Origin of the sequence: Zoogloea oryzae (assembly GCF_030161255.1) — a bacterium.
GTDB lineage: Bacteria > Pseudomonadota > Gammaproteobacteria > Burkholderiales > Rhodocyclaceae > Zoogloea > Zoogloea oryzae.
This window is the reverse complement of the sequence record NZ_BSPX01000040.1, coordinates 1-26684: the sequence shown is the minus strand read 5'-3', so window position 1 is coordinate 26684 and position 26684 is coordinate 1. Positions and strand designations below refer to the sequence as shown.

Genomic DNA, 26684 nt, shown 5'->3' with positions numbered 1-26684 from the left:
AATGAAGCGCCGTGAGTTTCTTGCTGCTGCCACCCTCGTGCCGCTGGCGTCGGCACTTCAGGCTGCGCCGACGCCCCCCGCGCCTGCGGGCCTGTCGCTGCCAGGTGCGATCAACCGCGCCGGCCGCCAGCGGATGCTGTCCCAGCGCAGCGCCAAGGCGTGGCTGATGCTGGTCGAGGGCGTGCTGCCCGATCGGGCTAAGAGCATCCTCGACCACTCGGTGCGGCTCTTCGATCAGCAGCTTGTCGAGCTGCGTGGCCTGCAGCCCAACGACGAAGTCCGCTCCGCGTATTTGCTCCTCGAGTCCGAGTGGAACCGTTATCGGCCGCTGCTGGCGGACATCCGCTCCGACGCCAAGCTGGTGTGGGGCGGCAGCGACGCGGTGCTCGGCGCGGCGCAGAAACTCACCGTCGCCTATGAAAGAGTGGCAGGCACGCCGGCCGGCCGGCTGGTCAACCTCTCGGGCCGGCAGCGCATGCTGTCCCAGCGGATGGCCAAGGCTTATTTCTTCCGGCAGGTGGGCGTCAATCCCGAGCCAGCCCGGGAGATGCTTGACGGGGCGATGAAGGAGTTCGCCAAGGCCCTGGACGAGCTCAAGACTGCGCCCCAGAACACCGCTCAGATCAAGTCCGAGCTGGGGCTGGTGGAGCAGCAGTGGTTCTTCTTCCAGAATGCCCTGAGCCTGCGCGCATCCGGTGATCTGAAGAAAGCCGCGGCCGATGTGGCGACCACCAGCGAGCGCATCCTGGAGCAGATGGACGCGGTCGTGTCGCTCTATGAAAAGATCGCCAGCTGAGCCCATGAAGCGTCTTGGATGGCTTGCGGCGGCTGCGGTATCGGTGGCGGTGCTGGCCGGGTGTGCGGCTCCGCGGGTGGCGCCGTCCGCCGATCGATTGAGCCCGGGCGAGCTGGAGGCCATCGCCGCCGCAAGACGTGCCGGGCCGCTGACGGTCGAGCAGATCATCCAGCGCTCCAGGGCGGGCGAAGCGCCCGCCGCGCTGATCGAGGACATCCGCCGCACCGGCACCCATCTTGCGGTGACGCCCGAAGAGCGTGCCCGTCTCGCCGGCCAGGGCGTGGCTCCGGCGGTGCTGGACGAGCTCGCCGCCGCCCAGGCGCGCTGGGCGCAGGATCAGGCCACCGCCGACAAGGTGCGTGCCGACACCGCCCGGATCGAAGCGGCAGACCGCGCCCGGGCCGAAGAGGAGCGCCGCCGTCGCGCCTACTACGGCCCGGCGTACGCTCCCTACTATTCGCCCTACGCCGACCCCATGTGGCCCTATGGCTACCCTGGGCGCCGTGGCTACGGCGGCGGCTTCGGGTGGGGCGTGCAGATCCGCCGCTGAAGGTTGTTGCTCGGGCTGTTTGACGCGCTGATCAGAACAGCGCGAGTTGACCGTCGCCTCGCCCCGGCGGCCGGAAGGCCGTAGTGACCAGCTGACGGCGGTTGCGATTGAGCCCGAGCCGCTCGCAGCAACGCCGCAGGCGCTGGCTGTACAGATCGGCAAACACGCCCTCGCCGCGCATCCGGTGGCCGAAGCGGCTGTCGTTGAGTTCCCCACCCCGAAGCTGGCGCAGCAGGCTCAGCACATGGCCCGCCCGGTCGGGGTAATGGGTGACGAGCCAGTCCTCGAACAATTCCCGCAGCTCCCGTGGCAGGCGCAGCAGCACGTAGCCGGCCGTCTCGGCGCCGGCGGCCTGTGCCGCTTCGAGCACCTTTTCCATCTCATGATCGTTGATCGCCGGGATCAGCGGCGCGAAGAGCACGCCCACCGGCACGCCGGCGCCGTGCAGCCGGGCCATGGCGGCCAGACGCCGGGCCGGGCTGGCGGCGCGGGGTTCGAGCTGGCGGGCGAGGCGCGGATCGAGGGTGGTGACCGAAAACATCACCTGCACCAGCCCGTCCCGGGCGAGATCGGCGAGGAGGTCGATGTCCCGCTCGATCAGCGCCGACTTGGTGACGATGGACACCGGGTGGCGGGTTTCGGCGAGGATCGCCAGCAGCTGGCGGGTCAGGCCCAGGCGCCGCTCGACAGGCTGCCAGCCGTCGGTGTTGATGCCCAGCGCGACGGGCTGGCAGCGGTAGCCGGGGGCGGCGAGCTCCCGCCGCAGCACAGCCGGCGCGTCCGGTTTCCAGGCGATCTTCGTCTCGAAATCCAGCCCCGGCGAGAGGCCGAGGTAGGCGTGGCCCGGGCGCGCAAAGCAGTAGGCGCAGCCGTGCTCGCAACCCTTGTAGGGGTTGATCGACTGGGCGAAAGGCACGTCGGGGGAGGCGTTGCGGACGATCACCGACTTCGCCTTGTCGAGCAGCAGCGTGGTGGCCGGGCCGCGATCGGGCTCATCCGCCGCGTCGTCGGCCCAGTCGTCGTCGAAGGCGGCGCGCTGCCAGTCGGCAAAGCGGTCGCCCGGATTGAGGCGGCTGCCGCGGCCGCGGGGCAGGCTGGGGGGCTTCATCCTGCCAAGATTAAGCTATATAAAAATACAGTTCAAGCCTGCGCGTCGGTGACAGATGCGCCGCAAGTCATGCCGACGGGAAGGGCGTCGTGTTACGGGCCGGGCGCATCGGCTAGAATTGCCGATTCCCTCAAGCAAAGCCGACAGGATTCACCATGCACGCCTCCTCGAAAATCCACATCGACGACGTCCGTATCAAGGCCATCAAGGAGCTCGCCCCGCCGGCCCACGTGCTGCGCGAGTTTCCGGCATCGCCCAAGGCCGCGGCGACCACTTTCGAGGCGCGCACGGCGATCCACCGCATCCTGTTTGGTGCCGACGACCGCCTGCTGGTGGTGATTGGCCCGTGCTCGATCCACGACTACGCCGCGGCGATGGAATACGCCCGCCGCCTGAAGGTCGAGGCCGAGCGCCTGAAGGACGACCTGCTGATCGTGATGCGGGTGTACTTCGAGAAGCCGCGGACCACCGTCGGCTGGAAGGGCCTGATCAACGATCCGCACCTGGATGGCAGCTTCGCGATCAACGAAGGCCTGCGTCTGGCGCGCCAGCTGCTGGCCGAGATCAACGAGCTGGGGCTGTCGGCCGCCACCGAGTTCCTCGACATGATCACGCCCCAGTACATCGCCGACCTGATCGCCTGGGGCGCCATCGGTGCCCGCACCACCGAAAGCCAGGTGCACCGCGAGCTGGCGTCCGGCCTGTCGTGCCCGGTGGGTTTCAAGAACGGCACCGATGGCAACGTGCGCATCGCTGTGGATGCGATCAAGGCCGCCCAGGCGCCGCATCACTTCCTGTCGGTGACCAAGGCCGGCCATTCGGCCATCGTGTCCACCGCCGGCAACGAAGACTGCCACCTGATCCTGCGTGGCGGCGCCGGCCCCAACTTTGATGCGGCCAGTGTCGAGGCGGCCTGCAAGGAGCTTTCCGCGGCCGGCGTGCAGGGCAAGCTGATGATCGATTTCTCCCACGCCAACAGCCGCAAGCAGCACAAGCTGCAGGTGGAAGTGGCGCGTGACGTTGCCGGCCAGATGGCGGCCGGCAACGACCGCATCATGGGCGTGATGGTCGAATCCCACCTGAAGGAAGGTCGTCAGGATCTGAAGCCGGGCGTCGAGCTGGAGTACGGCAAGAGCATCACCGACGCGTGCATCGGCTGGGAAGACAGCCTGGTGGTGCTCGAGGTGCTGGCCGAGGCCGTGCGTCAGCGCCGGGTGCGGCGCGCCGAGCCGGCCTGATTCAGACCGGCAGCGTGGCGAGGCTGGGGGCGACGCCGGGGTAGGCGCCGTCCCGCCCTTCGATGCGCTGCCCGCCGCGCCGCTTGGCGCGGAACATCCGGGTGTCGGCGATCTTGATGAGATCTTCGGCGCTCGTCGCGTCTTCCGGGAAGGACGCCACGCCGATGCTGGTGCTGACCGGATGGCAGGCGGTGTGGGCGGCGAGGGGCTCGTGCAGGGTGCTGAGGATCTTCGCCGCAACCCGGTTGGCGTCGCCGGCTTCGTCCAGCTCGGCCAGCAGGATCACGAATTCATCGCTGCCCAGGCGTGCCACCGTGTCGCAGGCGCGCACGCAGGTGCGCAGGCGGTCGGCGATCTCCAGCAGGGCCTGATCGCCGGCGGCGTGGCCGCCCAGGTCGTTGATGCGCCGGAAATCATCCAGATCGACAAACAGCAGCCCGACCCGCTCGGAATAGCGCTGGGCGCGGGCGATTGCGAGGGTCAGCCGGTCGGTGAGCAGGCGCCGGTTGGGCAGGCCGGTGAGGGCATCGTGGTAGGCCAGATGGCGGATCCGCTCGGTGCTGCGCACCTGCTCGGTCACGTCGACGGCGGTGCCGTGATGGCCGAGGAAGGCGCCGTGCTCGTTGAAGCGCGGTGTGCCGCACAGGCTCAGCCACAGGGGCGGGTTGTTGCCGTTGGGCAGTTCAACCAGCAGGTCGCGAAAGCCATTGCAGCCTTCGAAGGCCGCGCGCACGTCGGACTGACCGGGGCGCGCGTCGCCGCCCTGGCGGTGGAGCTGCCACCACTTGCGGCCCAGGTTGGCCTTGAGGGTGTCGTTGGTGCGCTCCGCTTCGTGGGTGACGTGCATCAGGCGGTGCTGGGGGTCGGTCTTCCAGTACCAGTCGGTGCTCCGGGCGATCAGCGTGCGCAGCTGCGAGGCGAGCAGCTCCTCGCGGGCGCTGTCCATCATCCTCTCTGTCACGTCGAAGGCCACCCAGACTACCTGGGGCGGGTGGCTCTCCGGGTCGATCGCCTGGCCGGTGATCTCGGCCCAGAACACGCTGCCGTCGCGGCGTCGGAGGCGCGTCGAGGCGTGATAGGTGCTGCCGCGCCGGATCGCCGTATCGGCGGCCCGGGCGTGATGGTGCCAGTCGGCCCGGCTCTCGAAACCATCCAGCAGGCGGGAGCCGGCGATGCCGCTCTCGTCGACGCGCATCATCTCGGCAAAGCGCCGGTTGCACAGTTCGACCCGGTTGCCGCGGGACAGCACGATGGCGGCGCGGGCGTTGTCGACCATGGCCTGGTGGGGCATCAAGGTGGTTTCGAACGCGGCCAGGCTATCCTGCGGAGGGCCTTCACGGCCGGTGTGCAGGCCGCGCACGATCAGTGCGAAGGCGGCGAACGCCAGTAGCCAGAAGGCCGCGCCCGGCACCCGCGCCGGTGGGCTCGCCACCAGCAGGATGAACAGTGGCAGCAGTACCGCGGCCGCGAAGGCCGAGTAGCTGCTCACGCTGCGGCTGAACCCGGTACCGGCCAGCGTGACGCTGCACAGGACCACGCACAGGATCGCCTGGGACTGGGGGGTTGCATCGTAGGGGCCGACCAGGGCGAGGGCGCCCCAGGCTGCGCCGCCGATGATCGGGCCGGCGGACGAGAAGTAGCTGCGCAGGGGAACGTCGTCGTGCCGGGGCTGCGGGCTGGCCTGGGCGCCGGGCAGGGACATGCCGAGCATCAGCAGCTGGCTGAGTGTGAGCCCGAGCCACCAGGCGAGCAGTGGGTCCTGGTTGCCCATGTGGGGCCACAGGGCCAGCACGGTTACGATGGCGGCAAACTGGATGCCCAGATGGAGCAGCGGGAGACTCTGTCGATGGGTGGAGGATGTGCCTGTGCCGGTAGCTGGGCTGCGTGGCGATTCCTGGCGGAGAAGGGCAAGCGTGCCAAGTTTCATGCGGCGGGCGTCGGTACGAGGCTTTGGGTTGGGCAGATGCTGCAGGATGTGGGGCAAAACTGGCGTAGACGGAAACGCAGCGCCAGCGCGATTATCAAGGGCCCGCGGGTTTGGTGAAATATGCCGAAAGTCATAGGTTTCCTGCGCTATTTCAGTAACTTGATGATTTAAAAGGCAATGTCAAAATTTGTTAAGGCATGTTTTTGTGAACAGTCATGAACTGGCGGCCGGCGCGGGCCTGCCGGTAGGACGATTTGCGCCCTCGCCCACCGGGCCGCTGCACTTCGGGTCCATCGTTGCGGCGGTGGGGAGCTGCCTGGCTGCCCGGGCGGCGGGGGGGCGGTGGCTGCTGCGCATCGAGGACGTGGATGCGCCCCGCAGTGTGCCCGGCGCGGCCGACGGCATTCTGCGCACGCTGGCGCGCTTCGGTTTTGAATGGGACGGGCCGGTGGTCTGGCAGAGCGCACGGACGTCGGCCTATGAGGCGGCCTTCGAGCGCCTGCGTGCTGCCGGGCGGGTGTTCGGCTGCGCCTGCACCCGCAAGGAGATGGCCGACTCGGCCCTCGCCCGGGACGGCACCCGGCGCTATCCCGGCACCTGCCGCGACGGCCTGCCGGCGGGGCGCGAGGCGCGCGCCTGGCGGCTGCGGGTTGCGCCCGGCGTGGTGAGTTTCGAAGACACGGTGCAGGGGGCCGTGGAGGAGGACGTGGCGGCCGACGTGGGGGATTTCGTGCTGCTGCGGGCCGATGGCCTGTTCGCCTACCAGCTGGCGGTGGTGGTGGATGACGCCGAGGCCGGCGTTACCGACGTGGTGCGCGGCGCCGACCTGCTCGATTCCACGCCCCGCCAGATCCTGCTCCAGCGCGCGCTGGGCTATCCCACGCCGCGCTACGCCCACCTGCCGGTGGCGGGCAATGCCGCGGGCGAGAAGCTCTCCAAGCAGACCCTGGCCCGGGCGGTGGAGGACGCCCGGCCCCAGCAGGTGCTGGCGGATGCGCTGGATTTTCTCGGGCAGGCGCCCCCGGACGGGCTGGCCGACGCGAGTCTCGACGCCCTGTGGGCCTGGGCGCGGGCTAACTGGTCGATGGACCGGGTGCCCCGCCAGCGGCTCGTGCCGGCGCCGCGTTACGGCTGAGGCAGGCGCGACGCAACTCGACTGGCACGCGTCGGCGGATGCACTACGCTGAAAGAAGGGCGGCCCGGCACCGGAGGGGCGCCGGTGTTTCGCGCGGGCGGGGGAGCCATGGGCTGGTTGGGACGCCTCAATACGCCGATCACCAACTGGCTTGGCCAGCGGGTGTGGATCGTCGGTGCCTCGAGCGGCATCGGCGCGGCGCTGGCTGCCGAGCTCAACGCCCGCGGCGCACGGCTCGCCCTGTCGGCCCGTAGCGGGGGCCGTCTGCGGGAGCTGGCGCGGGGCTTTGACGAGGCGCTGGTGCTGCCCCTCGACGTGACCGACTCCGGCGCCTTCACCCTGGCGATGCTGCAGATCCTCGATGCCTGGGGCGGGGTGGATGTGGTGATCCTGAGCGCCGGCACCTACATGCCGATGCGGGCCTGGGATCTCACCGTCGACACCGCCCGGCAGACGGTGCACACCAACCTCCTCGGGGTGGTCGATGGCGTGGCGGCGGTGGTGCCTCAGCTCCTGCGCCAGCAGGGTGGGGCGATCGCCATCGTCGGCGGCGCGGCGGGCTATCGGGGGCTGCCGGAGGCGCTGGCTTACGGGCCGAGCAAGGCGGCGCTGATCAATTTTGCCGAGACGCTGTACCTGGAACTGGCGCCCCACGGCGTGTCGGTGTTCCTCATCAACCCGGGCTTCGTTGCGACGCCACGGCTGATGGCCTGCGTGGATTTCGAGATGCCGGCGCTGGTCGGCGCGCCCGACGCGGCCCGCCAGATCATCGAAGGGATGGCTCGGGGGCGCTTCGAGATCCACTTTCCCCGGCGCTTCACGCTGATGCTCAAGCTGTTGCGCTGCCTGCCCTACCGGATCTACTTCCGGGTGGCGGCCCGGAGCGGGGTGCGCCGGAGCGACGGTTGAATCGTTTGTCAGCCCATATTGGGTTTTTCGGGGGTTGTCCAGACCCGGAATGGGTAAAGTTCGGGTGGTTTGTGTCAATGTGATTCGTGGGTGTCTTTTTTGATGTTGTTTAACTTTCCGGTCGCGCCGTCTCTCTAGAATCCGTTCCGTGACCGCGCCGCTTAGAGGGCGCTTCCTGGACGGAGAGTCTGATGGTGTTGATCAAGCGGGATGTGATCCTCAAGCCCTACGCGGTGCTGCGGCAGGGCCAGAACCGTTGGGACGGGTGGTACGACGTCCTGCACAAGACCGATCGCCGTCCGATCCAGACTTTCGTGCGGGTGCCTTCGCCCGAGGGTTTTGCCAACGCCGAGCTGGCCTGCCAGGCGGCGGAGATCCTCGCCGAATGGGATTTCGAGCGGGGCTACGGGCTGAACCGCCCGAAGCGCTGAGTCTTTCCGCCCCTTCCTTTTCCGTCCTCTTCCTTCGCCGTCCCTGTTTCGGGAGTCATCATGAAGATGCTTGTGCTGGGCGTTCTGATGTTGCCGCTGGCTACCCAGGCCGCGGTTTACAAGTGCGGCGAGGGCGCCAATGTTGTGTTCACCGACCGGCCGTGCACCTACGTGGCGCCGGCGGCCAAGGCGGGCGCCACGGTTGTGCCGGTGGTGGTCACGCCGGCCGAGCTGGGCGCGCGTCCGGTGGTGAGTAATCGTGAGCCTTCGGGCGTCCGTCTGCTGCCGCGCTGATCCCCAGCCATCCCCGCAGTCTTTCCCGCAGTTTCTCCAGTCGCGCCTTCAGCCACCCGCCCGGGCTGGCGTGTGACGGCGCGATGCACACCAGCGAGCACGGCCTGTCCGCGCTCAGCCTGACCCATCCGGTAGCGCTCACCACCCAGTCGTCTCCCGCAGCCAGATGCTGGCGGGGCGTGTGCAAGGTGTCGCCCAGCCAGCAGGGCGGGCCTTCGAGCTGGGCGGCGCCGTCGATCACGACGAGCCGGGTGCCGGCCGTGAGGTGTTTCATCCACTGTTCTCCGCGCTGAAGTTTGAGGCGGCGTGCGTCGTCGGCGGGTTGCTGGTTCATGGTCGTGCTCCTTGCTGGGGACGACGTCAGCCTAAGCGTTACGGGGGTGATCGGTACAGGCACAGGGAAACGCTTCCTGTATCGGTACAGATTGAATATTGCGCATCTGTTATGGTGTGTTTTGCGCCGATCTGTACCTTGGGGCCGATGGCCGGCCTGGGGATCATGGCGCGATGGATGCCGCCACCGTGGATACCCCGCTTTATCTCCAGCTTGCCGCCCATTACCGCCAGGCCATCGCGAGCGGCGTGCTCGCGCCCGGCGCGCGGATGCCGTCGGTGCGGGCGCTGATGCGCACCCACCGGGTCAGCCTGTCCACCGCGCTGCAGGCCTGCCGCAGCCTGGAGGACGAAGGCCTGCTCGAAGCCCGGCCGCGCTCCGGTTATTTCGTGCAGGCACCGCGACGGGCGGTGCTCCAGCCGGTGCAGGAGCCGGAGCCCGGCGCCACCGCGGCGTCGCCAGACCCTGCACCGTATTCCGGCATCCACGACCGCATCTCGGATTTTGTGGTGAAGTGCGAGCGTCATCCGGTGGTCACCAACCTGGCGCTGGCCTTCGGCTCGCCCGAGTGCTACCCCCAGGAAGCGCTGAAGAACGCGGCCCTGCGCGCCCTGCGGCGGCGTCCCGAGGTGCTGGTGAGCCCGGTGCCGCCCCAGGGCGATCCGGGTTTCCGGGCGGTGCTGGCGCGGCGGGCGATGGCGGCGGGGATGAGCCCGACGCCGGACGAGATCGTCGTCACCCACGGCTGCACCGAGGCGCTCAACCTGGCGCTGCGGGCGGTCACCCAGCCCGGCGACACGGTGGCGGTGGAATCGCCCACCTATTTTGGGCTGCTGCAGGTGATCGAGAGCCTGGGCCTCACGGCGCTGGAGATCCCCACCAGCCCCAGCCGCGGGATGTCGGTCGAGGCGCTGGAGCTGGCCTTCGCCACGCACCTCCAGATCCGCGCGGTGGTGGTGGTGCCGAACTTCCAGAACCCGCTCGGCTGCGTGATGCCCGACGAGGAGAAGGCGCGCCTCGTGGCCCTGTGCGACGCGGCGAAGGTGGCGCTGATCGAGGACGACATCTACGGCGCCTTGAGCGATGACGATCTGCCGCTACGCACCGCCAAGTCGTGGGACAGGAGCGGCAACGTGATCCACTGCGGCTCGCTGCACAAAACCCTCGCGCCGGGCATGCGCATTGGCTGGATGCTGGGCGGGCGCTGGCTGGCGCGCATCCGGATGCTCAAGCATGCCCAGAGCCGCGCCAACGATGCCCTGGCTCAGCTGGCGATTGCCGAGTTCATGGGCAGCCACGCCTACGACCGCCATCTGGTGCGTCTGCGCCGGCTGCTCAAGGCCCAGCGGGCGGCCACGGCGGAGGCCATCGCCGCGCATTTTCCGGCGGGCACGCGGCTCAGCATGCCGTCGGGCGGGATGATGCTGTGGGTGGAGATGCCCGGCGGGCGTTCGTCGGGGCAGGTGTTCGACGCGGCGCTGGCGGAGGGCATCCGCGTGGCGCCGGGGCTGATGTTTTCCAACAGTGGCCGCTTCGATCACTTTTTGCGGATCAGTTGCGGCACGCCCTTCAACCCCAACATCGAGGCGGCCATCAGGCGCCTCGGGCAGATCGTTGCAGCGGGCGGCTGAGGGCCAGCCCGCTGCGCGCGGGATCAGATCACCAGCTGGGTGCCCAGCTCGACGACCCGGTTGTTGGGGATCTTGAAGAAGTCGGTGGCGCTGGTGGCGTTCTTCGACATGAAGGCGAAGAGGCGCGCCCGCAGCGGGTGGATCTTGCGGCCCAGCACGCCGGGGATCACGGTCTCGCGCGAGACGTAGAAGGTGGTCTCCATGATCTCGAAGGGTTCGCCGAGGCGCCGGCAGTGCTCCAGCGCCTGGGGCACGTCCGGGTCTTCCATGAAGCCGTAGCGGATCACGATGCGCAGGAAGCCTTTTTCCATGCGGTGCAGGTAGAGGCGATGCAGGTCGTTCACGTAGGGCGTGTCGGTGGTCTCGACGGTGACCAGCGCGACGCGCTCGTGGAGCACCTGGTTGTGCTTGAGGTTGTGCAGCAGCGCGGCCGGCACGCCTTCCTTGGAGCCGGTCATGAACACGGCCGTGCCGCTCACCCGGTGCACGTCGGAGCCGAGCATCTTGAGGAAGGCCGGCATCGGCACGCCCTGCTTGGCCAGCTCGCGACGCACCAGCCGACGCCCGCGGCGCCAGGTGGTGAGCACCGTGAAGGACACGATCGCCATCACGATGGGGAACCAGCCGCCTTGCGGAATCTTGATCGCGTTGGCGGCAAAGAAGGCGATGTCGACGATCAGGAAACCACCGGCCACCAGCGCCACCACCAGCGGATGCCAGCGCCACAGCAGCACCATCACGAAGCCGACCAGGATGGTGTCGATGAGCATCGTGCCGGTGACCGCAATGCCGTAAGCGGCCGCCAGATTGGACGAGTTGCCGAAGCCTACCACCAGCGCCACGACGGCGAAGTACAGCGTCCAGTTGGTGAAGGGCACGTAGATCTGGCCTTCTTCCTTGCCGGAGGTGTGGATGATCAGCATCCGCGGCAGAAAGCCCATCTGCACCGCCTGCCGGGCCACCGAGAAGGCGCCGGAGATCACCGCCTGGGAGGCGATCACCGTGGCCAGGGTGGCCAGCACCACCATCGGCACCAGCGCCCAGTTGGGGCCGAGGTGGAAGAACGGGCTCTCGATGGCGGCGGGCTCGTTGAGGAGCAGGGCGCCCTGGCCGAAGTAATTGAGCACCAGCGCCGGCATCACGAAACCGAACCACGCGAGGCGGATCGGGTAGCGGCCGAAGTGGCCCATGTCGGTGTAGAGCGCCTCGCCACCGGTGACGGCCAGCACCACCGAACCCAGCGCCAGGAACGCAAGCGCCGGATGATTGAGGATGAAGCGCGCCGCGTAGAGCGGGTTAAGGGCCGCGAGCACATCCGGGTGGCGGGCGATCTCGAGGGCGCCAAGCACGCCCAGCACGCCGAACCAGCCCACCATCACCGGGCCGAAGAACAGCCCGACGGTGCCGGTGCCGCGGCTCTGGATGAAGAACAGCCCGGTGAGAATCACCAGCGTGATCGGCAGCACGTAGGTCTTGAAGTCCGGCGAGACGATCTCCAGCCCCTCGACCGCCGACAGCACCGAGATCGCCGGGGTGATCATGCTGTCCCCGTAGAACAGCGCGGCGGCGAAGATGCCCAGCAGCGAGATCACCCAGGTCACCACCCGGTTGCGGGAGTTTTCGGTGATCAGCGACAGCAGCGCCAGGGAGCCGCCTTCGCCGCGGTTGTCGGCGCGCATGATCACGGTGACGTACTTGAGGGTGACCAGCGCCATGATCGACCAGAACACCATCGACAGGATGCCGAGGATGTTGTCGGGGGTGACGGCGATGGGATGATGGCCGTTGAAGATTTCCTTCAGGGCGTAGAGGGGACTGGTGCCGATGTCGCCGAAGACGACACCGATCGCCGCAATCACCACCGGGGCCAGGGTCTTTTGCGAATGATCATGGGACACGGTTGGGTTCTTTCTTTTCTTGTTTGTTTGAACGGAAGCAGGCAAAACACTCCCTCTTTGCCTGTGACACAGCGCAGATTGTCCGCCTTCCGCAGCGCGTCAAATTGACTTGGCTCAAGGGCTGCGCGTACCTGAAAGCCTGTATTGCCCTGCTGGCGGGCCCTTCCGGCAGCCAAGGGTTTTCCCCCGGTGTGCTGCCGGAGCGGGGGCTTCGCACCTACAATGCGGGATTATCGGGCCAAAACGGTCCGGATCTTGTCTTGAGGATGCGGTTATGAAGTCGAACGTGCTGCGTGGGGCCCGGAGCCTGGCGCTGGGAGGGGCCGGTTTGCTGGTTTCGGGGATGGCGATGGCGGCGGGTGCCGAAGGCCCGGCGGTGGCCGGGATTCCGGTGGATTTCATCCTCTTCGCGCTGACCCTGCTGGGCGTCGCCCTGTTCCACGACCACACGTTGAAGGTCGGTCTGGTGGGGGTGACGGTGATCTCGCTCTACAAGATCGTCTTCACAGGCTTCAGCGCCGGCCCGGGTGTCGGCGGGCTGGTGGGGCACTTCGCCCACGAATGGGTGACGCTGTCCAACCTCTTCCTGCTGCTGATGGGCTTTGCGCTGCTCGCCCGCCACTTCGAGAAGACCCGCATCCCGGTGATCCTGCCGCGCTACCTGCCGGACGACTGGAAGGGCGGCTTCGTGCTGCTGGTGATGGTCTTCGTGATCTCCAGCTTCCTCGACAACATCGCCGCGGCGCTGATCGGCGGCGCGATGGCGCACTCGCTGTTCCGCGCCAAGGTGCACGTGGGCTATCTGGCGGCGATCGTCGCGGCGTCCAACGCCGGCGGTTCGGGCAGCGTGGTGGGCGACACCACCACCACCATGATGTGGATCGCCGGCGTGAGCCCGCTGGCGGTGCTCGAAGCCTTTGCCGGTGCGGCGGTGGCACTGGTGATCTTCGGCATCCCGGCCGCCCGCGCCCAGCATCGGCATTCGCCGATCATCCGTCACGCCCACGAGCACACCCACGTGGACATCCCGCGTGTCGGCATCGTGGTGCTGATCCTCGCCGCGGCGGTGGCGGTGAATGTGGTGGTGAATGTCCATTTCACCGCGCTGGCCGACAGCTTCCCCTTCCTCGGCGTGGCGGTGTGGGCGGCGATCCTGCTCACCGTCGGCATCCGCCGGCCTGACTGGGAGGTGCTGCCGGAAACCTTCATGGGCACGATCTTCCTGCTCTCGCTGGTGAGCTGCGCCTCGATGATGCCGGTCGAGAAGCTCCCCGCCGCATCGTGGCAGACGGCTTTCGGGCTGGGTTTCGTGTCGGCCGTGTTCGACAACATCCCGCTCACCGCGCTGGCCCTCAAGCAGGGCGGTTACGACTGGGGTTTTCTGGCCTACGCGGTGGGCTTCGGCGGTTCGATGCTGTGGTTCGGCTCGTCGGCCGGCGTGGCGCTCTCCAACATGTTCCCGGAGGCCAAGTCGGTGGGCAACTGGCTGCGCCACGGCTGGTTCGTGCCGGTGGCCTACGTGGCGGGTTTTGCGGTGATGGTGCTGCTGGTGGGCTGGCATCCGACGGGCGACCTGAAGGCCGCTCTCCCGCACTGAGCCCCAGGCCCCGCCGCCCGGCGGGGCCGCCAAGGAAATCAACGGCGACAACCCGAAACGGGCGCGAGCTGTGCAAGAATAAGACTCATTTGTGGCCCGCCGGGCCTTCGACCGGGAGGCTCCCATGGGGTTGCGTTTCAAGTTCAATCTGGTGCTGCTCGCCGTCTTTCTGGCCGGCTTTGCGGTTGCCGGCTACATCTCCCACGATCTGCTGCACCGTCAGGCCCGCGAGCGCGTGCTCGGCGAGGCGCGGCTGGTGATGGAAGCCGCGCTGGCGATCCGGGGTTACACCGTCGGGCAGGTCAAGCCGCACCTGATCGACCGCATGGAATCCACCTTCCTGCCGCAGACCATCCCCGCCTACGCGGCCACCGAAACCCTGGCCGAGCTCCACAAGAAGTACCCCGACTACGACTACAAGGAAGCCACCCTCAACCCCACCAACCCCCGCGACCGGGCGGCGGACTGGGAGGCGGATCTGGTCAATGTCTTCCGCAATCGCGCCGACAGCCACGAGATCAGCGGCCAGCGCGACACGCCCACCGGCCCGGCGCTCTACATCGCCCACCCGATCCGCATCGAATCGGCCGCCTGCCTCACCTGCCACAGCACGCCGGACGCCGCGCCGGCCAGCATGCTCAAGGTGTATGGCTCGGCCAACGGTTTCGGCTGGAAGCTCGACGAGGTGGTTGGCGCCCAGGTGGTGTCGGTGCCCATGTCGGTGCCGCTGGCCAGCGCCGACCAGGCCTTCCGCACCTTCATGCTGTCGCTGGCGGCGGTGTTCGGGGCGGTCTTCGTAGCCCTCAACCTGATGCTCTCGTGGCTCATCGTGGGGCCCGTGTCGCGCATGTCGGCCGCCGCCGACAAGATCAGCACCGGCGATTTCGACCAGCCCGAGTTCCCCGAACAGGGCCGTGACGAGGTGGCCGTGCTGGCCAGTTCCTTCAACCGCATGCGCCGCAGTCTCGAGAAGGCCATGCAGATGATTGACGGCTGAGGGCCGCGATGACCGACCAGCCGGTTCTGCCTGAAGGGCATCTGCTCAACGAGTACCGCATCGAGCGGGTGCTTGGCGGCGGCGGCTTTGGCGTCACCTACCTGGCCCACGACACCAACCTGGATTGCCCGGTGGCGATCAAGGAATACCTGCCCAAGGATGCTGCGGTGCGCCGGCCGGATTTTGGCGTCGAGCCGCGCTCCGACGACGCCCGGCGCGCCTTCGAGTGGGGCCTGCAGCGCTTCCTGCTCGAATCCCGGGCGCTGGCGAGCTTCCACCACTCGGGCATCGTCCGGGTGCTGCGCTACTTCCTGGCCAACGACACCGCCTACATGGTGATGGCCTACGAGACAGGCCAGCCCCTGCAGCGCTGGCTGGTGGGCCGGCTGCCGCTCGACCGGGCGAGCCTGCTGCGCATCGTGCGCCCGCTGCTCGATGGCCTCGAGGCGGTGCATGGCGCCGGCTTCCTGCACCGGGACATCAAGCCCGGCAACATCTACATCCGCGACGACGGCTCGCCGGTGCTGCTGGATTTCGGCTCGGCCCGGCGCGTGGAGGCCGACAACGTGGACCAGTCGCTCACCGCGGTGGTGAGTCCCGGCTTCGCGCCGGCCGAGCAGTATCACCGCCACGGCAAGCAGGGCCCGTGGACCGATCTCTACGCCCTGGCCGGGGTGATGTACTGGATGGTCACCGGCCACCTGCCGATGGAATCCCTCGCCCGCATGCGCGAGGACACCATGCCGGCGGCGGCGCGGATCGGCAACGTTGCGGTGTTCGGCATCGGGCTGCTCAACGCCATCGACTGGGCCCTGAAGCCCGACGAGAATGCCCGCCCGCGGGACGTGGCGGCCTTCCGCCGGGCCTGCCTCGCTCCGCCGGCCGGGGGCGAAGGGCCCGCCGAGCCGCAGCCGGAGGCGCCGTTTCCGCTCGGGCTGTCGGCGGCGGAGGCGCGCACCTTCATCGCCGCGGTGCTGTTCGCCGATGTCACCGGGCCGTTTGGCGACGACGCCTTGCGCACCGAGGGTCGCACCCGGCTGGCGCGGATGCTCACCCAGGCGGTCGCGCCCCTGCCGCCCACCAGCCGGCTGGCCTTGAACACCAAGGAAGGCTGTGCCGTCTGTTACGTGGGCGATCCGGAAGATGCCCTGCGCGCCGCCTCCTTGATCGGCGACGCGGCCGCCGGCGAAGGCCTGGGGGTGCAGATGGGGATCAACCTCGGCCCGGTGCGGGTGGCGTCGGACGCTGGCGGGCGCTCGCGCATCCTGGGCGACGGCATCGCCACCGCCTGTCGGGTGATGCGCCTCGCGGAGCCCGGTCGGGTGCTGGTTTCGCGGGCGTATTTCGAGGTGATCCACCACCTCAAGCGCAACGCGGCGGCGTGCTTCCAGCACCTGGGGGTGCGGCGGGATGCCGAGGCGCGCGAGCACGAAGTCTTTGCCTACGCGGGCGAGGGGGGCGTGGCGGGCGGTGTGCCGCTCGATCCGTCGATCCCGCGACCGATGGCCGGCGCCGACCTCACTCCGGCGGTGATCGAAGCGGCGGAGCGCAGCCTGGCGCTGCATATCGGCCCGATGGCGAAGGTGCTGGTCCGGCGCACCGTGCCACGGGCGGCCAACGGGGCAGAGCTGCACCGCCTGCTGGCCGAGATGATTCCCGACCCGGCGCCGCGGGCGGCGTTTCTGGCGGGGGTGACGTCGGGCGAGGTGTTGTCCGGCTCACGGCCGGTGAGCACTGCCCGGCCCGTGTCGATGCCGGCCGGGGGCGCATCGCAGGCGCAGCGCGCGCTTGAGCCTGCCGCGGCGCTGGCCGACGAGGCGCTGGCGCGGGTCGAGACGCTCTTTGCCCGCTACATCGGGCCGATGGCGAAGGTGCTCGTGAAGCGCGAGGCGAAGGGCGTCGATTCGGTCGAAGCCCTGTGCCGGGCGCTGGCCGGGCACATCGACAAGCCGGCCGACCGCCTGCGTTTTCTGGCTGACGCGGGCTTCTGAGGGTTTACGCGGCGGGCGCGGGAAAGCCGTGCTTGTGGCAGGCGGCGATCAGGGCCGCCTCGGCGATCTCGAAGTCAAAGCTGCGCAGGGCATGCTCGATGGCGCGGAAGTCGGTGCCGAAGGCGCAGCCGAGGAGGCCTGCGTGGGTTTCGACCACCCGGATCGCCGCCATGTCGCAATCGATCAGGAGCGGCAGCAGTTCGGCGCAGACGGCAGCGAGCTGATCCCGGTCCACCGGGCCGTGCTGCGGCACAGGGGCGGGCTCCGGTGGGAGCGTGGCATCGAGCGCAGCCATCAGCGCCTGCAGTTCGGCGCGGAAGTGCCCCAGGAGGGTGTCCACCTCGGCCCGGGGGCGGGCGTCACGCAGGGCTTGTTCCAGATTCTGGGCAACGGGCTGGAGCCGGTAAGCGCCAAAGGTGCCCGAGAGCCCTTTCACGGTATGGGCGCAGCGCGTTGCCGCAGGGCAGTCGTCGGCGGCAAGGGCGTCGGCGATCACCGTGGCGGCGTTGCGCTCGGTGGCGACGAAATCCCGCAGCAGCGCGAGATACAGCTCGGGATCGCCTTCCATCCGCCGCAGGCCGCTGGAGATGTCGAGGCCGTCGATGGGGCCGGGGAAGCCCGGAATCGGGCTCGCGGACGGCTCGTCCGGCCTGGCGGGTGAAGACATGTCGGGCTCCGTCGGGCGCTTCATGGGAGTGGGGCAGTCTCGGTCGGGATCATGGATTTCCCGGCCACCGTTGCGGCGGTGGGGATGCCGCGGCAGGTCAGACGATCATCGTCTTGCAGGCCTTGGCGCATTCTGCGCAGCTTTCCATGCACTCCTTGCAAGGCTTGTGCTTGGCCGCGTGCTTCTTGCATTCGGCCTCACAGGCCCTGCACACATCGACGCACAGGGCGGCAAGCTTGGGCGCGAACTTCGATTCGGCGCCGGCCAGGGTGATCAGCGCGCGGCAGCTGGCGAGCATCTCGCGCACGCTGGTGGCACAGGCAGCCATGGCCTTGTCGCCTTCGCCCAGCAGCATGATGCAGTGGGTCAGGCAGATCTCGCCCTTCTCGATGCAGATGCCGGCGGTGTCGAGCACGGCCTGCCACGGGTGGGCGCCTTCGTGGTGATGGTGGCTGTGGTCGTCGGCGGCGACGGCAGCGCCGGCGCTGGCAAGCAGGGCGCCAGTGGCGAAGAGGGCTTCACGACGGTTCATGGTGGTTCTCCCTGAGATTACTTGGTGCTGGAATCGGTGCTGCGGTTGGCGCCGTCCAGGCGGCGGGCTTCTTCTTCGCTGATGTATTCGAACACGCGCACCACCTTCTGTACGCCGTTGGTGCTGCGGGCTACTTCGGTGGCGGCGTCGCCTTCGCGCTGGCTCACGAGGCCCAGCAGGTAAACCGTGCCGGCCTCGATGACGACCTTCACGTGGGGGAGGTGGAACTCCTTCTGATCCACGAAGCGGGCCTTCACCTTGGAGCTGATGTAGGTGTCGTTGGTACGGGCGGAGAGGGTGCTGGTGGGGGCCACGCGGAGTTCGTTCACGACTTCGCGGACGTTTTCTACAGAGGCCGCGATGCGTCCGGCCTCCTCGCGGGAGGCGTCGTTGAAGGCTTCGCCGGTGAGGAGCAGCTTGCGGTTGAAGGAGGTGGCGTTGACGTGGACCTTGTCGCCCAGGCGGTCGTTGATCCACTTGCCGGCCTTCCATTCGATGCTCTCGTCGTCCACGTAGGCGCCGGAGCTGCGGCGGTCGGCGGTCATCGCCACGGCCACGCCGGCGCCGCCGACGAAGACCGGAATGCAGCCCTGCATCACCGAGGCGGCGCCCAGGGCGAGGAGGAGCGAGGCGAGCAGCTTGCGGGGGAATTTCATTCTTCTACTCCGAGAAAGAGGCAGTCGATGCCGTCACACAGGCAATGGAGGGTGAGCAGGTGGACTTCCTGGATGCGCGCGGTGCGGTCGGCGGGCACGCACAGGTGGATGTCGTCCGGTCCGAGCAGGGCGCCCATCTCGCCGCCGCCCTTGCCGGTGAGGGCGACCACGCGCATCTCGCGCTCGTGGGCGGCGTGGATGGCTTCGATCACGTTGGGCGAGTTGCCGCTGGTGGAGATCGCCAGCAGCACGTCGCCGGGCTGACCGAGGGCGCGCACCTGCTTCGAGAACACCTGGCTGAAGTCGTAGTCGTTGGCGATCGAGGTGAGCGTGGACGAATCGGTGGTGAGCGCGAAGGCGGCCAGCGGCGGGCGCTCGAGCTCGAAGCGGTTGAGCAGCTCGGCGGCGAAGTGCTGGGCGTCGGCGGCCGAACCGCCGTTGCCGCAGGCGAGGATCTTGCCGTTGGCCATCAGGCTGTGGGTCATCGCCTCGATGGCATGGGCGATGGGGTCGGCCATGAATTCGAGGGCGGACAGCTTGGTGTGGGCGCTGTCGGTAAATTGCTGGGCGATGCGGGCGACGAGATCCATGGGGTATCCGGAAGGCGCGCCAGAGGCCGGCGCATACAGGGCAAGCGATACGGTGAAAGCCGGCACGATTCTAGCATCCGTGCCGAAATGCGCAGTTGCCGGGAGAAATCCGCTTACAAACCGACATATACGTCGACCCGCAGCCGCTTCCAGGGGTTCCGGTCGGTGGTGAGGCGCCCGATGCGCCCGGCGATGGGCGTGCCCCGGTCCATCTCCTCGGCCACGTCGCGGTTGTCGCTGCGGGGCAGGTAGCCGAGCTTGGCGCCACGCCATTCGACGCGCACCGCGAAGGGGTCGTGGCGGTTGTCAGGCTCGCGGACGAGGGCGAGGCGGTCGCCTTCGCGCATCTCGTCCCACAGGATCTTGCCGCCGTAATATTGAAAGCCGGCGAGCGGCGAGCTCTGCACCAGGATGCGCATCTGCTGGGCGCCGGCCGGGGTGGCGAGGGCGCACGCCAGAATCGCCGTACACAAGATTTCACGAAGCATCGAAGGCCCCGCGAATCCACTCGATGCGGGCTGCGTCGAGGCCGTCGAGGAGGATCGCGTCGAAGCGGCAGGCCCGGTTGGCGTGGCGTCGGCCGTCACCGGCCAGCCAGTGCTGCGCGGCGAGGATCACCCGCTGCTGCTTGCTGGCGGTGATGCTGGCTGCGGCGCCGCCAAAGCGGCCGTTCTTGCGCAGGCGCACCTCGACGAAGACCAGGCTGCGCCCGTCGTCGGCGATCAGGTCCACCTCGCCGCCGCGGCAGCGCACGTTGCGGGCGATGATGGTCAAGCCGTGCTGCTCCAGATGCCGGGCCGCCAGCGCCTCGGCGGCGGCGCCGTCCCGCAGGTGGGCGGCTTGCATCGGCGCGCCGTCGCGCCCACAATCGCCCTCCGCCGATATTTGCTGCGACGCCCGTCGCGCCCGCCATGCATCCCACACTGCCGGAATCTCCGCTTGCCAAGACGCCGTCATTGTATGTGGTGGCCACCCCGCTGGGGAACATGAATGACATGGGCTTGCGTGCGCTGGCCGTGCTCAAGGCCGTCGACGCCATCGCCGCCGAGGACACCCGGCACAGCCAGCGCCTCCTCGACGCCTTCGGCATCACCACCCGCCTCGTGGCGCTCCACGAGCACAACGAGCAGGCCGCCGCCAGCCTGGTCATCCGGATGCTCGAAGAGGGCAAGCACGTCGCGCTGATCACCGATGCCGGCACGCCGGCGGTGTCCGATCCCGGCGCGCGGGCCGTGGCGCGGGTGCAGGAGGCCGGTCATCCGGTAGTGCCGGTGCCCGGTGCCTGCGCGGCCATCGCGGCGCTTTCGGCCTCGGGGCTGGCGGATGGGCAGTTCCATTTCCACGGCTTCCTGCCCACCAAGTCGGCGGGCCGCAAGGCCGCGCTGGAAACCCTGCGCAGCGTGCCCGGCACGCTGGTGTTCTACGAAGCGCCGCACCGTATCGCCGAGACCCTCGCCGACATCGCCGCAACCCTCGAGCCGACCCGCCAGATCGTGGTCGCCCGGGAAATCACCAAGCTCTTCGAGCAGATCGTGCGGATGCCGCTCGCCGATGCGCCCGGCTGGCTGGCGGAAGATCCGAACCGCTCCCGCGGCGAGTTCGTGCTGCTGGTCTCCGCCGCACCGCCGACGGAAGGGCTGTCGCCCGAAGCCGAGCGCGTGCTGGGCCTGCTGATGGCCGAGTTGCCCCTCAAGACGGCGGCGCGCCTTGCCGCCGAAATCACCGGCGCCCCCAAGAACGACCTCTACGCCCACGGTCTGCGCGTCAAATCGAGCGCTGACGATGGGGAATGATGTCGCCGGGCTGCTAAAATGTTCCAACCGTTAAATATTGATTCTTTGGACGGAAGCTCATGTCGACCCTGACCCTCACCCGCCCCGACGACTGGCATCTGCACGTGCGTGACGGCGAAGCCCTCGCCGCCGTCGTGCCGGATACCGCCCGCCGCTTCGGCCGGGCGCTGATCATGCCCAACCTGCGTCCCCCGGTCACCACCGTCGACCAGGCCGCCGCCTACCGTGAGCGCATCCTCGCCGCGGTGCCCGCAGGGCTCAAGTTCGACCCGCTGATGACGTTGTACCTCACCGACACCCTCAAGCCCGAGGAGATCGACAAGGCCGCCGACAGCGGCTTCGTGGTCGCCGCCAAGCTCTACCCGGCCGGCGCCACCACCAACTCGGACGCCGGTGTCACCGACATCGCCCGCATCTACCCCGTGCTCGAACGGATGGCGGAGCGGGGCATCGTTCTCTGTGTTCATGGCGAGGTCACCCATGCTGACGTTGATATCTTTGATCGCGAGCGCGTCTTTATCGATCGCGTACTGGCGCCGGTTGCAGCGCGCTACCCGTCCCTGCGCATTGTCTTCGAGCACATCACCACATCCGAAGCGGCGCAGTTCGTGACCGAAGCGGGGCCGAACGTGGGCGCCACCATCACCGCCCACCACCTGCTCTACAACCGCAACGCCATCTTCACCGGTGGCGTGCGTCCGCATTACTACTGCCTGCCCGTGCTAAAGCGCGAAACCCACCGGGAGGCGCTGGTCCGCGTGGCCACTTCCGGCAGCGCCAAATTCTTCCTGGGCACCGATTCGGCGCCCCACGCCAAGAGCACCAAGGAAGCCGCCTGCGGCTGCGCCGGCTGCTACACCGCCCACGCCGGCATCGAGTTGTATGCCGAAGCCTTCGAGCAGGCTGGCGCCCTCGACAAGCTCGAAGCCTTCGCCAGCTTCAACGGCCCCGATTTCTACCGCCTGCCCCGCAACACCGACCAGATCACCCTGGTCAAGGAAAGCTGGGGCGTGCCCGCCGCGGTCGATTACCTGCCCGGCGATCCGCTGGTCCCGCTGCGTGGCGGTGAGACCATCGGCTGGAAACTGAGCTGACCCTATCCCCCTGACTTGACGATGCGCCCGACCTTGAAGCGACTGTTGATACTTGCCCTCCTGCCGCCGCTCACGGCCTGCGAATACGAGGGTGCAGCTTTTCTCATCGACGGTCGTGACCAGTCGATTTCCCTTGTCCGCGAGCAGCAGGTCTTCTGGAACGACGAGGTCAGCCAGGCCATCGTCGTCTCCCGGATGCCCACCTGCCTGCGCCGCTACAGCATCAAGCCGGGCGTGGCAGGCAGCGTGAAGATGGAAGTCTTCGAGGCGGGCGACATGCTGTGGGCGCTCAAGCAGGGCAAGAACTGGTATCTCGCCGGCACCGAACGCTGCGAGCTGCAGGTCTGGAAGGACGCCCCCGCCGAGCCGCCCGGCCGGCTCGTCGGCACCTTCACCCGCAAGGCTGACCGCCTGCAGTTCGTCGCCGCCGACAAGCCCGCCACGCCGATCAAGCCTGCCGGCGAATGAGCCCGGCGGCGTTGGCCGGCCTCCCGCTGTTCGAATCCATCACCGGGCTGCTCGCCCGGTTTTCGTCTGAGCGTCTGCCCGACGCAGCGGCGCTCTCCGCGCTGCTGTCCGAAGTCGCCCCCGACGCCCGCGCTGGCTCCGGCCTGCCGATCCGCTTCACGCTCCCGCCGGCTGGCGACATCGCCTACGAGCAGCACATCCACGCCACCGGCCAGGTGCCCACCCGCGCCGACGACTGGCACGACTTCTTCAACGCGCTGGCGTGGTGCGTGTGGCCGGCGAGCAAGGCCGCCTGCAACGCGCTGCACCTGCGCGAGCAGCAGGCGCGTGAGGCCGCCGGTCTGCCCGGGCGCGGCCCGCTGCGCGATGCGCTCACCCAGTTCGACGAATGCGGCATCGTGGTCGTCTCGACCGATCCGCAGATCCCCGCGCTGCTTGCCTGCCACGAATGGGAAGCCGCCTTCTGGCATCACCGCGAGCGCCTCGCCGACACCACCCGCTTCCTGATCTTCGGCCACGGCAGCTGGGACCAGCTCCGCGCGCCCTTCGTCGGGCTGTGCGCCAAGGCGCTGTATCGGGTCGTTGAGCCCGGCTGGCTGGATCTGCCCGATGCCGAACGCCAGCGCGAGACCGATGTCTGGCTGGCTGCTCGCCTCACCCGCCAAGCCTTCGGCAAGGCCGATCTCTTCCCGCTGCCGCTGCTCGGCGTGCCCGGCGTGACGCCCGACAACGCATCGCCCGATTACTACCGCGACACCCGCCAGTTCCGCCCGCTCCGTGCAGGGCATCGCACCGACATGCACACAAGGCTGTAAGCGCCCCGCGATTTGCGGGAAAATAGCGGGCTCGCCGGATGCCGTCCGGGTGTGCCCGCGCACCGGCCCCGAATTCAATCTCCAGGAACCGCCATGCTGCAGAAATTCTCCGCCTTCCCCGGCGTCGCCGGCCCCGTCGTCGTCATCGTGATGGACGGCTACGGCATCCCCAAGAACGACGCCGGCAGCGCCATCGCCGCCGCCCGCAAGCCGACCCTCGACAAGCTCTTCGCCGAATGTCCGCACATCACCCTGCGTGCCCACGGCACCGCGGTCGGCATGCCGTCGGACGACGACATGGGCAACTCGGAAGTCGGCCACAACGCCATCGGCGCCGGCCAGGTGTATGCCCAGGGCGCAGCGCTGGTGGCCAATGCGATCGCCGACGGCGCCATCTGGGCGGGTGAGGCGTGGAAGGAGATCGTGGCGGGCGCCAAGGCTGGAGTGAACGGAAAAGAGGGCGCGCTCCACTTCATCGGTCTGTTCTCCGACGGCAACGTGCACAGCCACATCGACCACCTCAAGGCGATGGTCGCCCAGGCCAAGGTCGAAGGCGTGAAGACCGTGCGCATCCACGCCCTGCTCGACGGCCGCGACGTGCCCGAAACCAGCGCCCTCGAATACGTCGTGCCCTTCGAGGCCTTCCTGACCGAGATCAGCACCGACGGCTTCGACGCCCGCATCGCCTCCGGCGGCGGCCGCCAGTACATCACCATGGACCGCTACGACGCCAACTGGCCGATGGTCGAGAAGGGCTGGAAGACCCACGTGCTGGGCGAAGGTCCGCAGTTCGCCAACGCCACCGATGCGGTGAACGGCCTGCGCGAACGCAACCCCGGCACCATCGACCAGGACCTGCCCGAGTTCGTGATCGCCGACGGCGGCAAGCCCATCGGCACCATCGAAGATGGCGACTCCGTCGTCTTCTACAACTTCCGCGGCGACCGGGCCATCGAAATCACCCGCGCCTTCGTCGAAGCCGATTTCGACAAGTTCGACCGCGTGCGCGCGCCCAAGGTCACCTACGCCGGCATGCTGCAATACGACGGCGACCTGCAACTGCCCAAGCGTTTCCTCGTCGCCCCGCCGGCCATCAAAGATACGTCCGGCGAGTGGTTCAGCAAGATGGGCCTCGCCCAGTTCGCCTGCTCCGAAACCCAGAAGTTCGGCCACGTCACCTACTTCTGGAACGGCAACCGCTCCGGCAAGTTCGACGGCGAAACCTGGCAGGAAGTCCCGAGCGACGTGGTGCCCTTCGAGCAGCGTCCGTGGATGAAGGCCGCCGAGATCGCCGACGCGATGATCGCCGCGGTCAAGTCCGGCCAGTACAAGGTGCTCCGCTGCAACTTCGCCAACGGCGACATGGTTGGCCACACCGGCAACTTCCGCGCCGCCACCATGGCCGTCGAAGCCGTCGATCTGGCCCTCGCGCGTCTCCTGCCCGCCATCGAGGCGGCCGGCGGCGTGGCCCTCATCACCGCCGACCACGGCAACGCCGACGAGATGTTCGAGCTCGACAAAAAGACCAAGCAGCCCGCCCAGAACAAGGACGGCAGCTTCAAGGCCAAGACGGCGCACACCCTCAACCCGGTGCCGTTGGTGCTGTTCGACAAGGTGACCGGCGGCAAGCTGGGCCTCAAGCAGACGGAAACCGCCGGCCTCTCCAACATCGCCGCCACCGTCGCCAATCTGGTCGGGCTCGAGAAGCACGCCAAGTGGGACGACAGCGTGCTCGAGGTGAAGTAAGCCGGATCGGCCGCAGTCTGGCCACAAAGAGCAAAGGGCGCGTACCGCAGGGTGCGCGCCCTTTGTCTTTCAGCCTGCCACGTCTACGCGGCGCTCTTCGAGCCCGACGGAAACAGCCTGTCCAGCACCGCCATCAGCGCCGCCGGCTTGAAGGGCTTGATGAGGTAGCCGTTCACCCCCAGGTCGCGCAGTTCCATCACCCGCCCGGGGTCGTTCTCGGCGGTCACCATGATGATGGGCAGTTTCTTGTCGGTGGCGCGGATGCGCTGGACGAGCTCGCTGCCGTTCATTTCCGGCATGTTCCAGTCGCTCAGCACCAGATCGAACTGCTTCTTCGAGAGCAGATCGAGCGCAGCCTGCCCGTTGCCTGCGCCATAGGCCTCGTAGCCCTCGCTCTTCAGCAGCGCCATCACGACACTCCGTATGGACGCCATGTCATCAACCACCAGAACGCGTCGCGCTGCCTTGTTCATGCAACTGGCTCCCGTCGGCTAAGCCTCATCTCCCCGCTGCGCCCGGTGCCAGCCGTTGATCCCGATCCACAGCACGAAGACCAGCACCCACAGGCCGCACACCGCATCCGTCAAAGGTTTGCCAAAAGGCCCACCTTCAACGGCACCTAAACTCCAATAGCGGCTGCGGCTACGACGATCTTGAACCGCATGCCAACCGCGGAACGCGGCGCCTTCTTTCGGATGCGCGCCCTCTGTGCCCTGCGCCGTGTCTCCACCCGCCCACGCCAGCCCTCACCGGGCATCAGCCAAACGCTATTTCTGCAACTTCAAACTGAGCAAAAAGTGCATGGCCACACCACAGGCAACCGCAAGGAAGGCGCAGATGAATGCTGGAATCAAGAACAGAATGGAGAAAATGGTGACGGCCGCCTTATTTACCAAGATCTCGGTGCTTTCGCCAAAAATGAACAGGAGAATTCTTGAGGTGGCCGATATGGAGCCGACCAGAATCACGAAACAGACAAATCTGGCGATGAAAACAGCCGACACAGAGGCGGCATTCGACTTGATCTTGAGAAATGTAATCTTCTGGGAGAAAAACGAGATGGCAACAACCAGAAGGATGGAGAGTGCAAATGAGAAGAGCAGGAAAGCGTCTGGCCAATAAATCACTTCAAGCAGCGGGGATCGTGAGGCAAGTGGTTCGACGTTCGTTCCGAAGATTATTTGTTTTATGTCTTCCAGGCTCACGCCAGTTTCCTTCGCTGCAAGTTTTCCCGATATCGATGTTGCCCGATGGCTTGTCGGCCGCGCTGCCGTTGCGCTGTGTCGGGCAACCCGACATCCGCCAGCCTAAGCCGCGCCTCCCCGCCGCGCCCAGCGCCAGCCGTTGATCCCGATCCACAGCACGAAGACCAGCACCCACAGGCCAAACACTGTAGTGGTCAAGTAATACCGGACACCTCGATAGGGTGCTGTACTGCGGTTTTCCGTTCATAGGCCGTGGGCGGCAGGTAGCCCAGCGTCGAGTGC

27 protein-coding genes are annotated in these 26684 nt (G+C 67.9%); 16 read left to right on the top strand and 11 right to left on the bottom strand.

The features are described 5' to 3' along the window. Nucleotide 1 precedes the first annotated feature (1 nt). Nucleotides 2-796: a type IV pili methyl-accepting chemotaxis transducer N-terminal domain-containing protein gene (locus tag QQK25_RS13675; protein ID WP_284188409.1), complete on the top strand. Its 795-nt coding sequence runs from the start codon at nucleotides 2-4 to the stop codon at nucleotides 794-796. A gap of 4 nt (nucleotides 797-800) precedes the next feature. Beyond that, the gene (locus QQK25_RS13670; RefSeq protein ID WP_284188408.1) at nucleotides 801-1346 is read left to right on the top strand and encodes a hypothetical protein; all 546 of its coding nucleotides are present in this window, start codon (nucleotides 801-803) and stop codon (nucleotides 1344-1346) included. Between the two features lie 31 nt (nucleotides 1347-1377). On the opposite strand, the gene QQK25_RS13665 is transcribed toward QQK25_RS13670, so the two are convergent. Then, nucleotides 1378-2454, bottom strand: coding sequence for a PA0069 family radical SAM protein (locus QQK25_RS13665; RefSeq protein ID WP_284188407.1), 1077 nt, complete (start codon nucleotides 2452-2454; stop codon nucleotides 1378-1380). Nucleotides 2455-2609: 155 nt separating this feature from the next. Here QQK25_RS13665 and aroG point away from each other — a divergent pair, with 155 nt between their 5' ends. Then, nucleotides 2610-3692, top strand: coding sequence for a 3-deoxy-7-phosphoheptulonate synthase AroG (aroG, locus tag QQK25_RS13660; protein ID WP_284188406.1), 1083 nt, complete (start codon nucleotides 2610-2612; stop codon nucleotides 3690-3692). A 1-nt stretch (nucleotide 3693) separates the two neighbouring features. On the opposite strand, the gene QQK25_RS13655 is transcribed toward aroG, so the two are convergent. Then, the gene (locus QQK25_RS13655; protein ID WP_284188405.1) at nucleotides 3694-5619 is read right to left on the bottom strand and encodes a diguanylate cyclase domain-containing protein; all 1926 of its coding nucleotides are present in this window, start codon (nucleotides 5617-5619) and stop codon (nucleotides 3694-3696) included. A 205-nt stretch (nucleotides 5620-5824) separates the two neighbouring features. On the opposite strand from QQK25_RS13655, the gene gluQRS reads away from it, so the two are divergent. From gluQRS to QQK25_RS13630, 5 genes are all read left to right on the top strand, one after another. After that, a complete protein-coding gene (gluQRS, locus tag QQK25_RS13650; RefSeq protein WP_284188404.1) occupies nucleotides 5825-6754 on the top strand; it encodes a tRNA glutamyl-Q(34) synthetase GluQRS in 930 nt (309 codons plus the stop codon). Nucleotides 6755-6862: 108 nt separating this feature from the next. Then, nucleotides 6863-7663 (top strand): SDR family NAD(P)-dependent oxidoreductase, encoded by an 801-nt coding sequence (locus QQK25_RS13645; protein ID WP_284188403.1) that lies wholly within the window; start codon nucleotides 6863-6865, stop codon nucleotides 7661-7663. Between the two features lie 191 nt (nucleotides 7664-7854). Beyond that, on the top strand, nucleotides 7855-8094 hold the full coding sequence (locus tag QQK25_RS13640; RefSeq protein WP_153163213.1) for a hypothetical protein: 240 nt from the start codon (nucleotides 7855-7857) through the stop codon (nucleotides 8092-8094). 60 nt (nucleotides 8095-8154) lie between these two features. Further along, nucleotides 8155-8388, top strand: a complete 234-nt coding sequence (locus tag QQK25_RS13635) for a DUF4124 domain-containing protein (protein WP_284188402.1) — start codon at nucleotides 8155-8157, stop codon at nucleotides 8386-8388. Between the two features lie 507 nt (nucleotides 8389-8895). Beyond that, nucleotides 8896-10353, top strand: coding sequence for an aminotransferase-like domain-containing protein (locus QQK25_RS13630; protein ID WP_284188401.1), 1458 nt, complete (start codon nucleotides 8896-8898; stop codon nucleotides 10351-10353). Nucleotides 10354-10376: 23 nt separating this feature from the next. On the opposite strand, the gene QQK25_RS13625 is transcribed toward QQK25_RS13630, so the two are convergent. Next, complete coding sequence (locus tag QQK25_RS13625) at nucleotides 10377-12251, bottom strand: potassium transporter Kup (protein ID WP_284188400.1); 1875 nt, start codon at nucleotides 12249-12251, stop codon at nucleotides 10377-10379. 274 nt (nucleotides 12252-12525) lie between these two features. Here QQK25_RS13625 and QQK25_RS13620 point away from each other — a divergent pair, with 274 nt between their 5' ends. The 3 genes from QQK25_RS13620 to QQK25_RS13610 all read left to right on the top strand — a co-directional run bounded on the left by QQK25_RS13620 (nucleotide 12526) and on the right by QQK25_RS13610 (nucleotide 16836). Further along, entirely contained in the window at nucleotides 12526-13848 is a 1323-nt protein-coding gene (locus QQK25_RS13620; protein WP_284188399.1) for a citrate transporter, read from the top strand. Between the two features lie 124 nt (nucleotides 13849-13972). Continuing rightward, the gene (locus QQK25_RS13615; RefSeq protein ID WP_284188398.1) at nucleotides 13973-14845 is read left to right on the top strand and encodes a Tll0287-like domain-containing protein; all 873 of its coding nucleotides are present in this window, start codon (nucleotides 13973-13975) and stop codon (nucleotides 14843-14845) included. 8 nt (nucleotides 14846-14853) lie between these two features. Next, nucleotides 14854-16836 (top strand): protein kinase domain-containing protein, encoded by a 1983-nt coding sequence (locus QQK25_RS13610; RefSeq protein WP_284188397.1) that lies wholly within the window; start codon nucleotides 14854-14856, stop codon nucleotides 16834-16836. A gap of 4 nt (nucleotides 16837-16840) precedes the next feature. Here QQK25_RS13610 and QQK25_RS13605 read toward each other — a convergent pair whose 3' ends face one another. The 6 genes from QQK25_RS13605 to QQK25_RS13580 form a co-directional block, all read right to left on the bottom strand. Beyond that, a complete protein-coding gene (locus tag QQK25_RS13605; RefSeq protein WP_284188396.1) occupies nucleotides 16841-17503 on the bottom strand; it encodes an Hpt domain-containing protein in 663 nt (220 codons plus the stop codon). 97 nt (nucleotides 17504-17600) lie between these two features. Beyond that, nucleotides 17601-18035 (bottom strand): four-helix bundle copper-binding protein, encoded by a 435-nt coding sequence (locus QQK25_RS13600; protein WP_284188395.1) that lies wholly within the window; start codon nucleotides 18033-18035, stop codon nucleotides 17601-17603. Nucleotides 18036-18052: 17 nt separating this feature from the next. Continuing rightward, nucleotides 18053-18691 carry a BON domain-containing protein gene (locus tag QQK25_RS13595; RefSeq protein ID WP_284188394.1) on the bottom strand — a complete coding sequence of 213 codons (639 nt, stop codon included), beginning with the start codon at nucleotides 18689-18691 and terminating at the stop codon, nucleotides 18053-18055. Beyond that, a complete protein-coding gene (locus tag QQK25_RS13590) occupies nucleotides 18688-19281 on the bottom strand; it encodes a phosphoheptose isomerase (protein ID WP_284188393.1) in 594 nt (197 codons plus the stop codon). Before QQK25_RS13590 ends, QQK25_RS13595 begins: the two co-directional genes overlap by 4 nt. A 113-nt stretch (nucleotides 19282-19394) precedes the next feature. After that, nucleotides 19395-19769, bottom strand: a complete 375-nt coding sequence (locus QQK25_RS13585; protein ID WP_284188392.1) for an HIRAN domain-containing protein — start codon at nucleotides 19767-19769, stop codon at nucleotides 19395-19397. After that, nucleotides 19759-20127: a YraN family protein gene (locus tag QQK25_RS13580; RefSeq protein WP_284188391.1), complete on the bottom strand. Its 369-nt coding sequence runs from the start codon at nucleotides 20125-20127 to the stop codon at nucleotides 19759-19761. Before QQK25_RS13580 ends, QQK25_RS13585 begins: the two co-directional genes overlap by 11 nt. A gap of 65 nt (nucleotides 20128-20192) precedes the next feature. On the opposite strand from QQK25_RS13580, the gene rsmI reads away from it, so the two are divergent. The 5 genes from rsmI (at nucleotide 20193) to gpmI (ending at nucleotide 25197) form a co-directional block, all read left to right on the top strand. Beyond that, nucleotides 20193-21074 (top strand): 16S rRNA (cytidine(1402)-2'-O)-methyltransferase, encoded by an 882-nt coding sequence (rsmI, locus tag QQK25_RS13575; RefSeq protein WP_284188390.1) that lies wholly within the window; start codon nucleotides 20193-20195, stop codon nucleotides 21072-21074. A gap of 59 nt (nucleotides 21075-21133) precedes the next feature. Continuing rightward, on the top strand, nucleotides 21134-22168 hold the full coding sequence (gene pyrC, locus QQK25_RS13570; protein ID WP_284188389.1) for a dihydroorotase: 1035 nt from the start codon (nucleotides 21134-21136) through the stop codon (nucleotides 22166-22168). 33 nt (nucleotides 22169-22201) lie between these two features. Next, entirely contained in the window at nucleotides 22202-22636 is a 435-nt protein-coding gene (locus QQK25_RS13565) for a hypothetical protein (RefSeq protein WP_284188388.1), read from the top strand. Between the two features lie 11 nt (nucleotides 22637-22647). Next, a complete protein-coding gene (locus QQK25_RS13560; RefSeq protein ID WP_306664086.1) occupies nucleotides 22648-23451 on the top strand; it encodes a DUF3025 domain-containing protein in 804 nt (267 codons plus the stop codon). A gap of 93 nt (nucleotides 23452-23544) precedes the next feature. Further along, nucleotides 23545-25197 carry a 2,3-bisphosphoglycerate-independent phosphoglycerate mutase gene (gene gpmI / locus QQK25_RS13555; RefSeq protein WP_284188386.1) on the top strand — a complete coding sequence of 551 codons (1653 nt, stop codon included), beginning with the start codon at nucleotides 23545-23547 and terminating at the stop codon, nucleotides 25195-25197. Nucleotides 25198-25280: 83 nt separating this feature from the next. On the opposite strand, the gene QQK25_RS13550 is transcribed toward gpmI, so the two are convergent. Next, on the bottom strand, nucleotides 25281-25670 hold the full coding sequence (locus tag QQK25_RS13550; protein ID WP_284188385.1) for a response regulator: 390 nt from the start codon (nucleotides 25668-25670) through the stop codon (nucleotides 25281-25283). A 294-nt stretch (nucleotides 25671-25964) separates the two neighbouring features. Next, nucleotides 25965-26402 (bottom strand): hypothetical protein, encoded by a 438-nt coding sequence (locus QQK25_RS13545; protein WP_284188384.1) that lies wholly within the window; start codon nucleotides 26400-26402, stop codon nucleotides 25965-25967. Nucleotides 26403-26684: the final 282 nt, after the last annotated feature.

What these genes read in the sequence shown, in the direction of transcription:
- QQK25_RS13675 (WP_284188409.1), top strand. Translation starts at nt 2, where the DNA reads ATGAAGCGCCGTGAGTTTCTTGCTGCTGCCACCCTCGTGCCGCTGGCG.
- QQK25_RS13670 (WP_284188408.1), top strand. Translation starts at nt 801, where the DNA reads ATGAAGCGTCTTGGATGGCTTGCGGCGGCTGCGGTATCGGTGGCGGTG.
- QQK25_RS13665 (WP_284188407.1), bottom strand. Translation starts at nt 2,454, where the DNA reads ATGAAGCCCCCCAGCCTGCCCCGCGGCCGCGGCAGCCGCCTCAATCCG.
- aroG (WP_284188406.1), top strand. Translation starts at nt 2,610, where the DNA reads ATGCACGCCTCCTCGAAAATCCACATCGACGACGTCCGTATCAAGGCC.
- QQK25_RS13655 (WP_284188405.1), bottom strand. Translation starts at nt 5,619, where the DNA reads ATGAAACTTGGCACGCTTGCCCTTCTCCGCCAGGAATCGCCACGCAGC.
- QQK25_RS13645 (WP_284188403.1), top strand. Translation starts at nt 6,863, where the DNA reads ATGGGCTGGTTGGGACGCCTCAATACGCCGATCACCAACTGGCTTGGC.
- QQK25_RS13640 (WP_153163213.1), top strand. Translation starts at nt 7,855, where the DNA reads ATGGTGTTGATCAAGCGGGATGTGATCCTCAAGCCCTACGCGGTGCTG.
- QQK25_RS13635 (WP_284188402.1), top strand. Translation starts at nt 8,155, where the DNA reads ATGAAGATGCTTGTGCTGGGCGTTCTGATGTTGCCGCTGGCTACCCAG.
- QQK25_RS13630 (WP_284188401.1), top strand. Translation starts at nt 8,896, where the DNA reads ATGGATGCCGCCACCGTGGATACCCCGCTTTATCTCCAGCTTGCCGCC.
- QQK25_RS13620 (WP_284188399.1), top strand. Translation starts at nt 12,526, where the DNA reads ATGAAGTCGAACGTGCTGCGTGGGGCCCGGAGCCTGGCGCTGGGAGGG.
- QQK25_RS13615 (WP_284188398.1), top strand. Translation starts at nt 13,973, where the DNA reads ATGGGGTTGCGTTTCAAGTTCAATCTGGTGCTGCTCGCCGTCTTTCTG.
- QQK25_RS13610 (WP_284188397.1), top strand. Translation starts at nt 14,854, where the DNA reads ATGACCGACCAGCCGGTTCTGCCTGAAGGGCATCTGCTCAACGAGTAC.
- QQK25_RS13605 (WP_284188396.1), bottom strand. Translation starts at nt 17,503, where the DNA reads ATGTCTTCACCCGCCAGGCCGGACGAGCCGTCCGCGAGCCCGATTCCG.
- QQK25_RS13600 (WP_284188395.1), bottom strand. Translation starts at nt 18,035, where the DNA reads ATGAACCGTCGTGAAGCCCTCTTCGCCACTGGCGCCCTGCTTGCCAGC.
- QQK25_RS13595 (WP_284188394.1), bottom strand. Translation starts at nt 18,691, where the DNA reads ATGAAATTCCCCCGCAAGCTGCTCGCCTCGCTCCTCCTCGCCCTGGGC.
- QQK25_RS13590 (WP_284188393.1), bottom strand. Translation starts at nt 19,281, where the DNA reads ATGGATCTCGTCGCCCGCATCGCCCAGCAATTTACCGACAGCGCCCAC.
- QQK25_RS13585 (WP_284188392.1), bottom strand. Translation starts at nt 19,769, where the DNA reads ATGCTTCGTGAAATCTTGTGTACGGCGATTCTGGCGTGCGCCCTCGCC.
- QQK25_RS13580 (WP_284188391.1), bottom strand. Translation starts at nt 20,127, where the DNA reads ATGCAAGCCGCCCACCTGCGGGACGGCGCCGCCGCCGAGGCGCTGGCG.
- rsmI (WP_284188390.1), top strand. Translation starts at nt 20,193, where the DNA reads ATGCATCCCACACTGCCGGAATCTCCGCTTGCCAAGACGCCGTCATTG.
- pyrC (WP_284188389.1), top strand. Translation starts at nt 21,134, where the DNA reads ATGTCGACCCTGACCCTCACCCGCCCCGACGACTGGCATCTGCACGTG.
- gpmI (WP_284188386.1), top strand. Translation starts at nt 23,545, where the DNA reads ATGCTGCAGAAATTCTCCGCCTTCCCCGGCGTCGCCGGCCCCGTCGTC.
- QQK25_RS13550 (WP_284188385.1), bottom strand. Translation starts at nt 25,670, where the DNA reads ATGAACAAGGCAGCGCGACGCGTTCTGGTGGTTGATGACATGGCGTCC.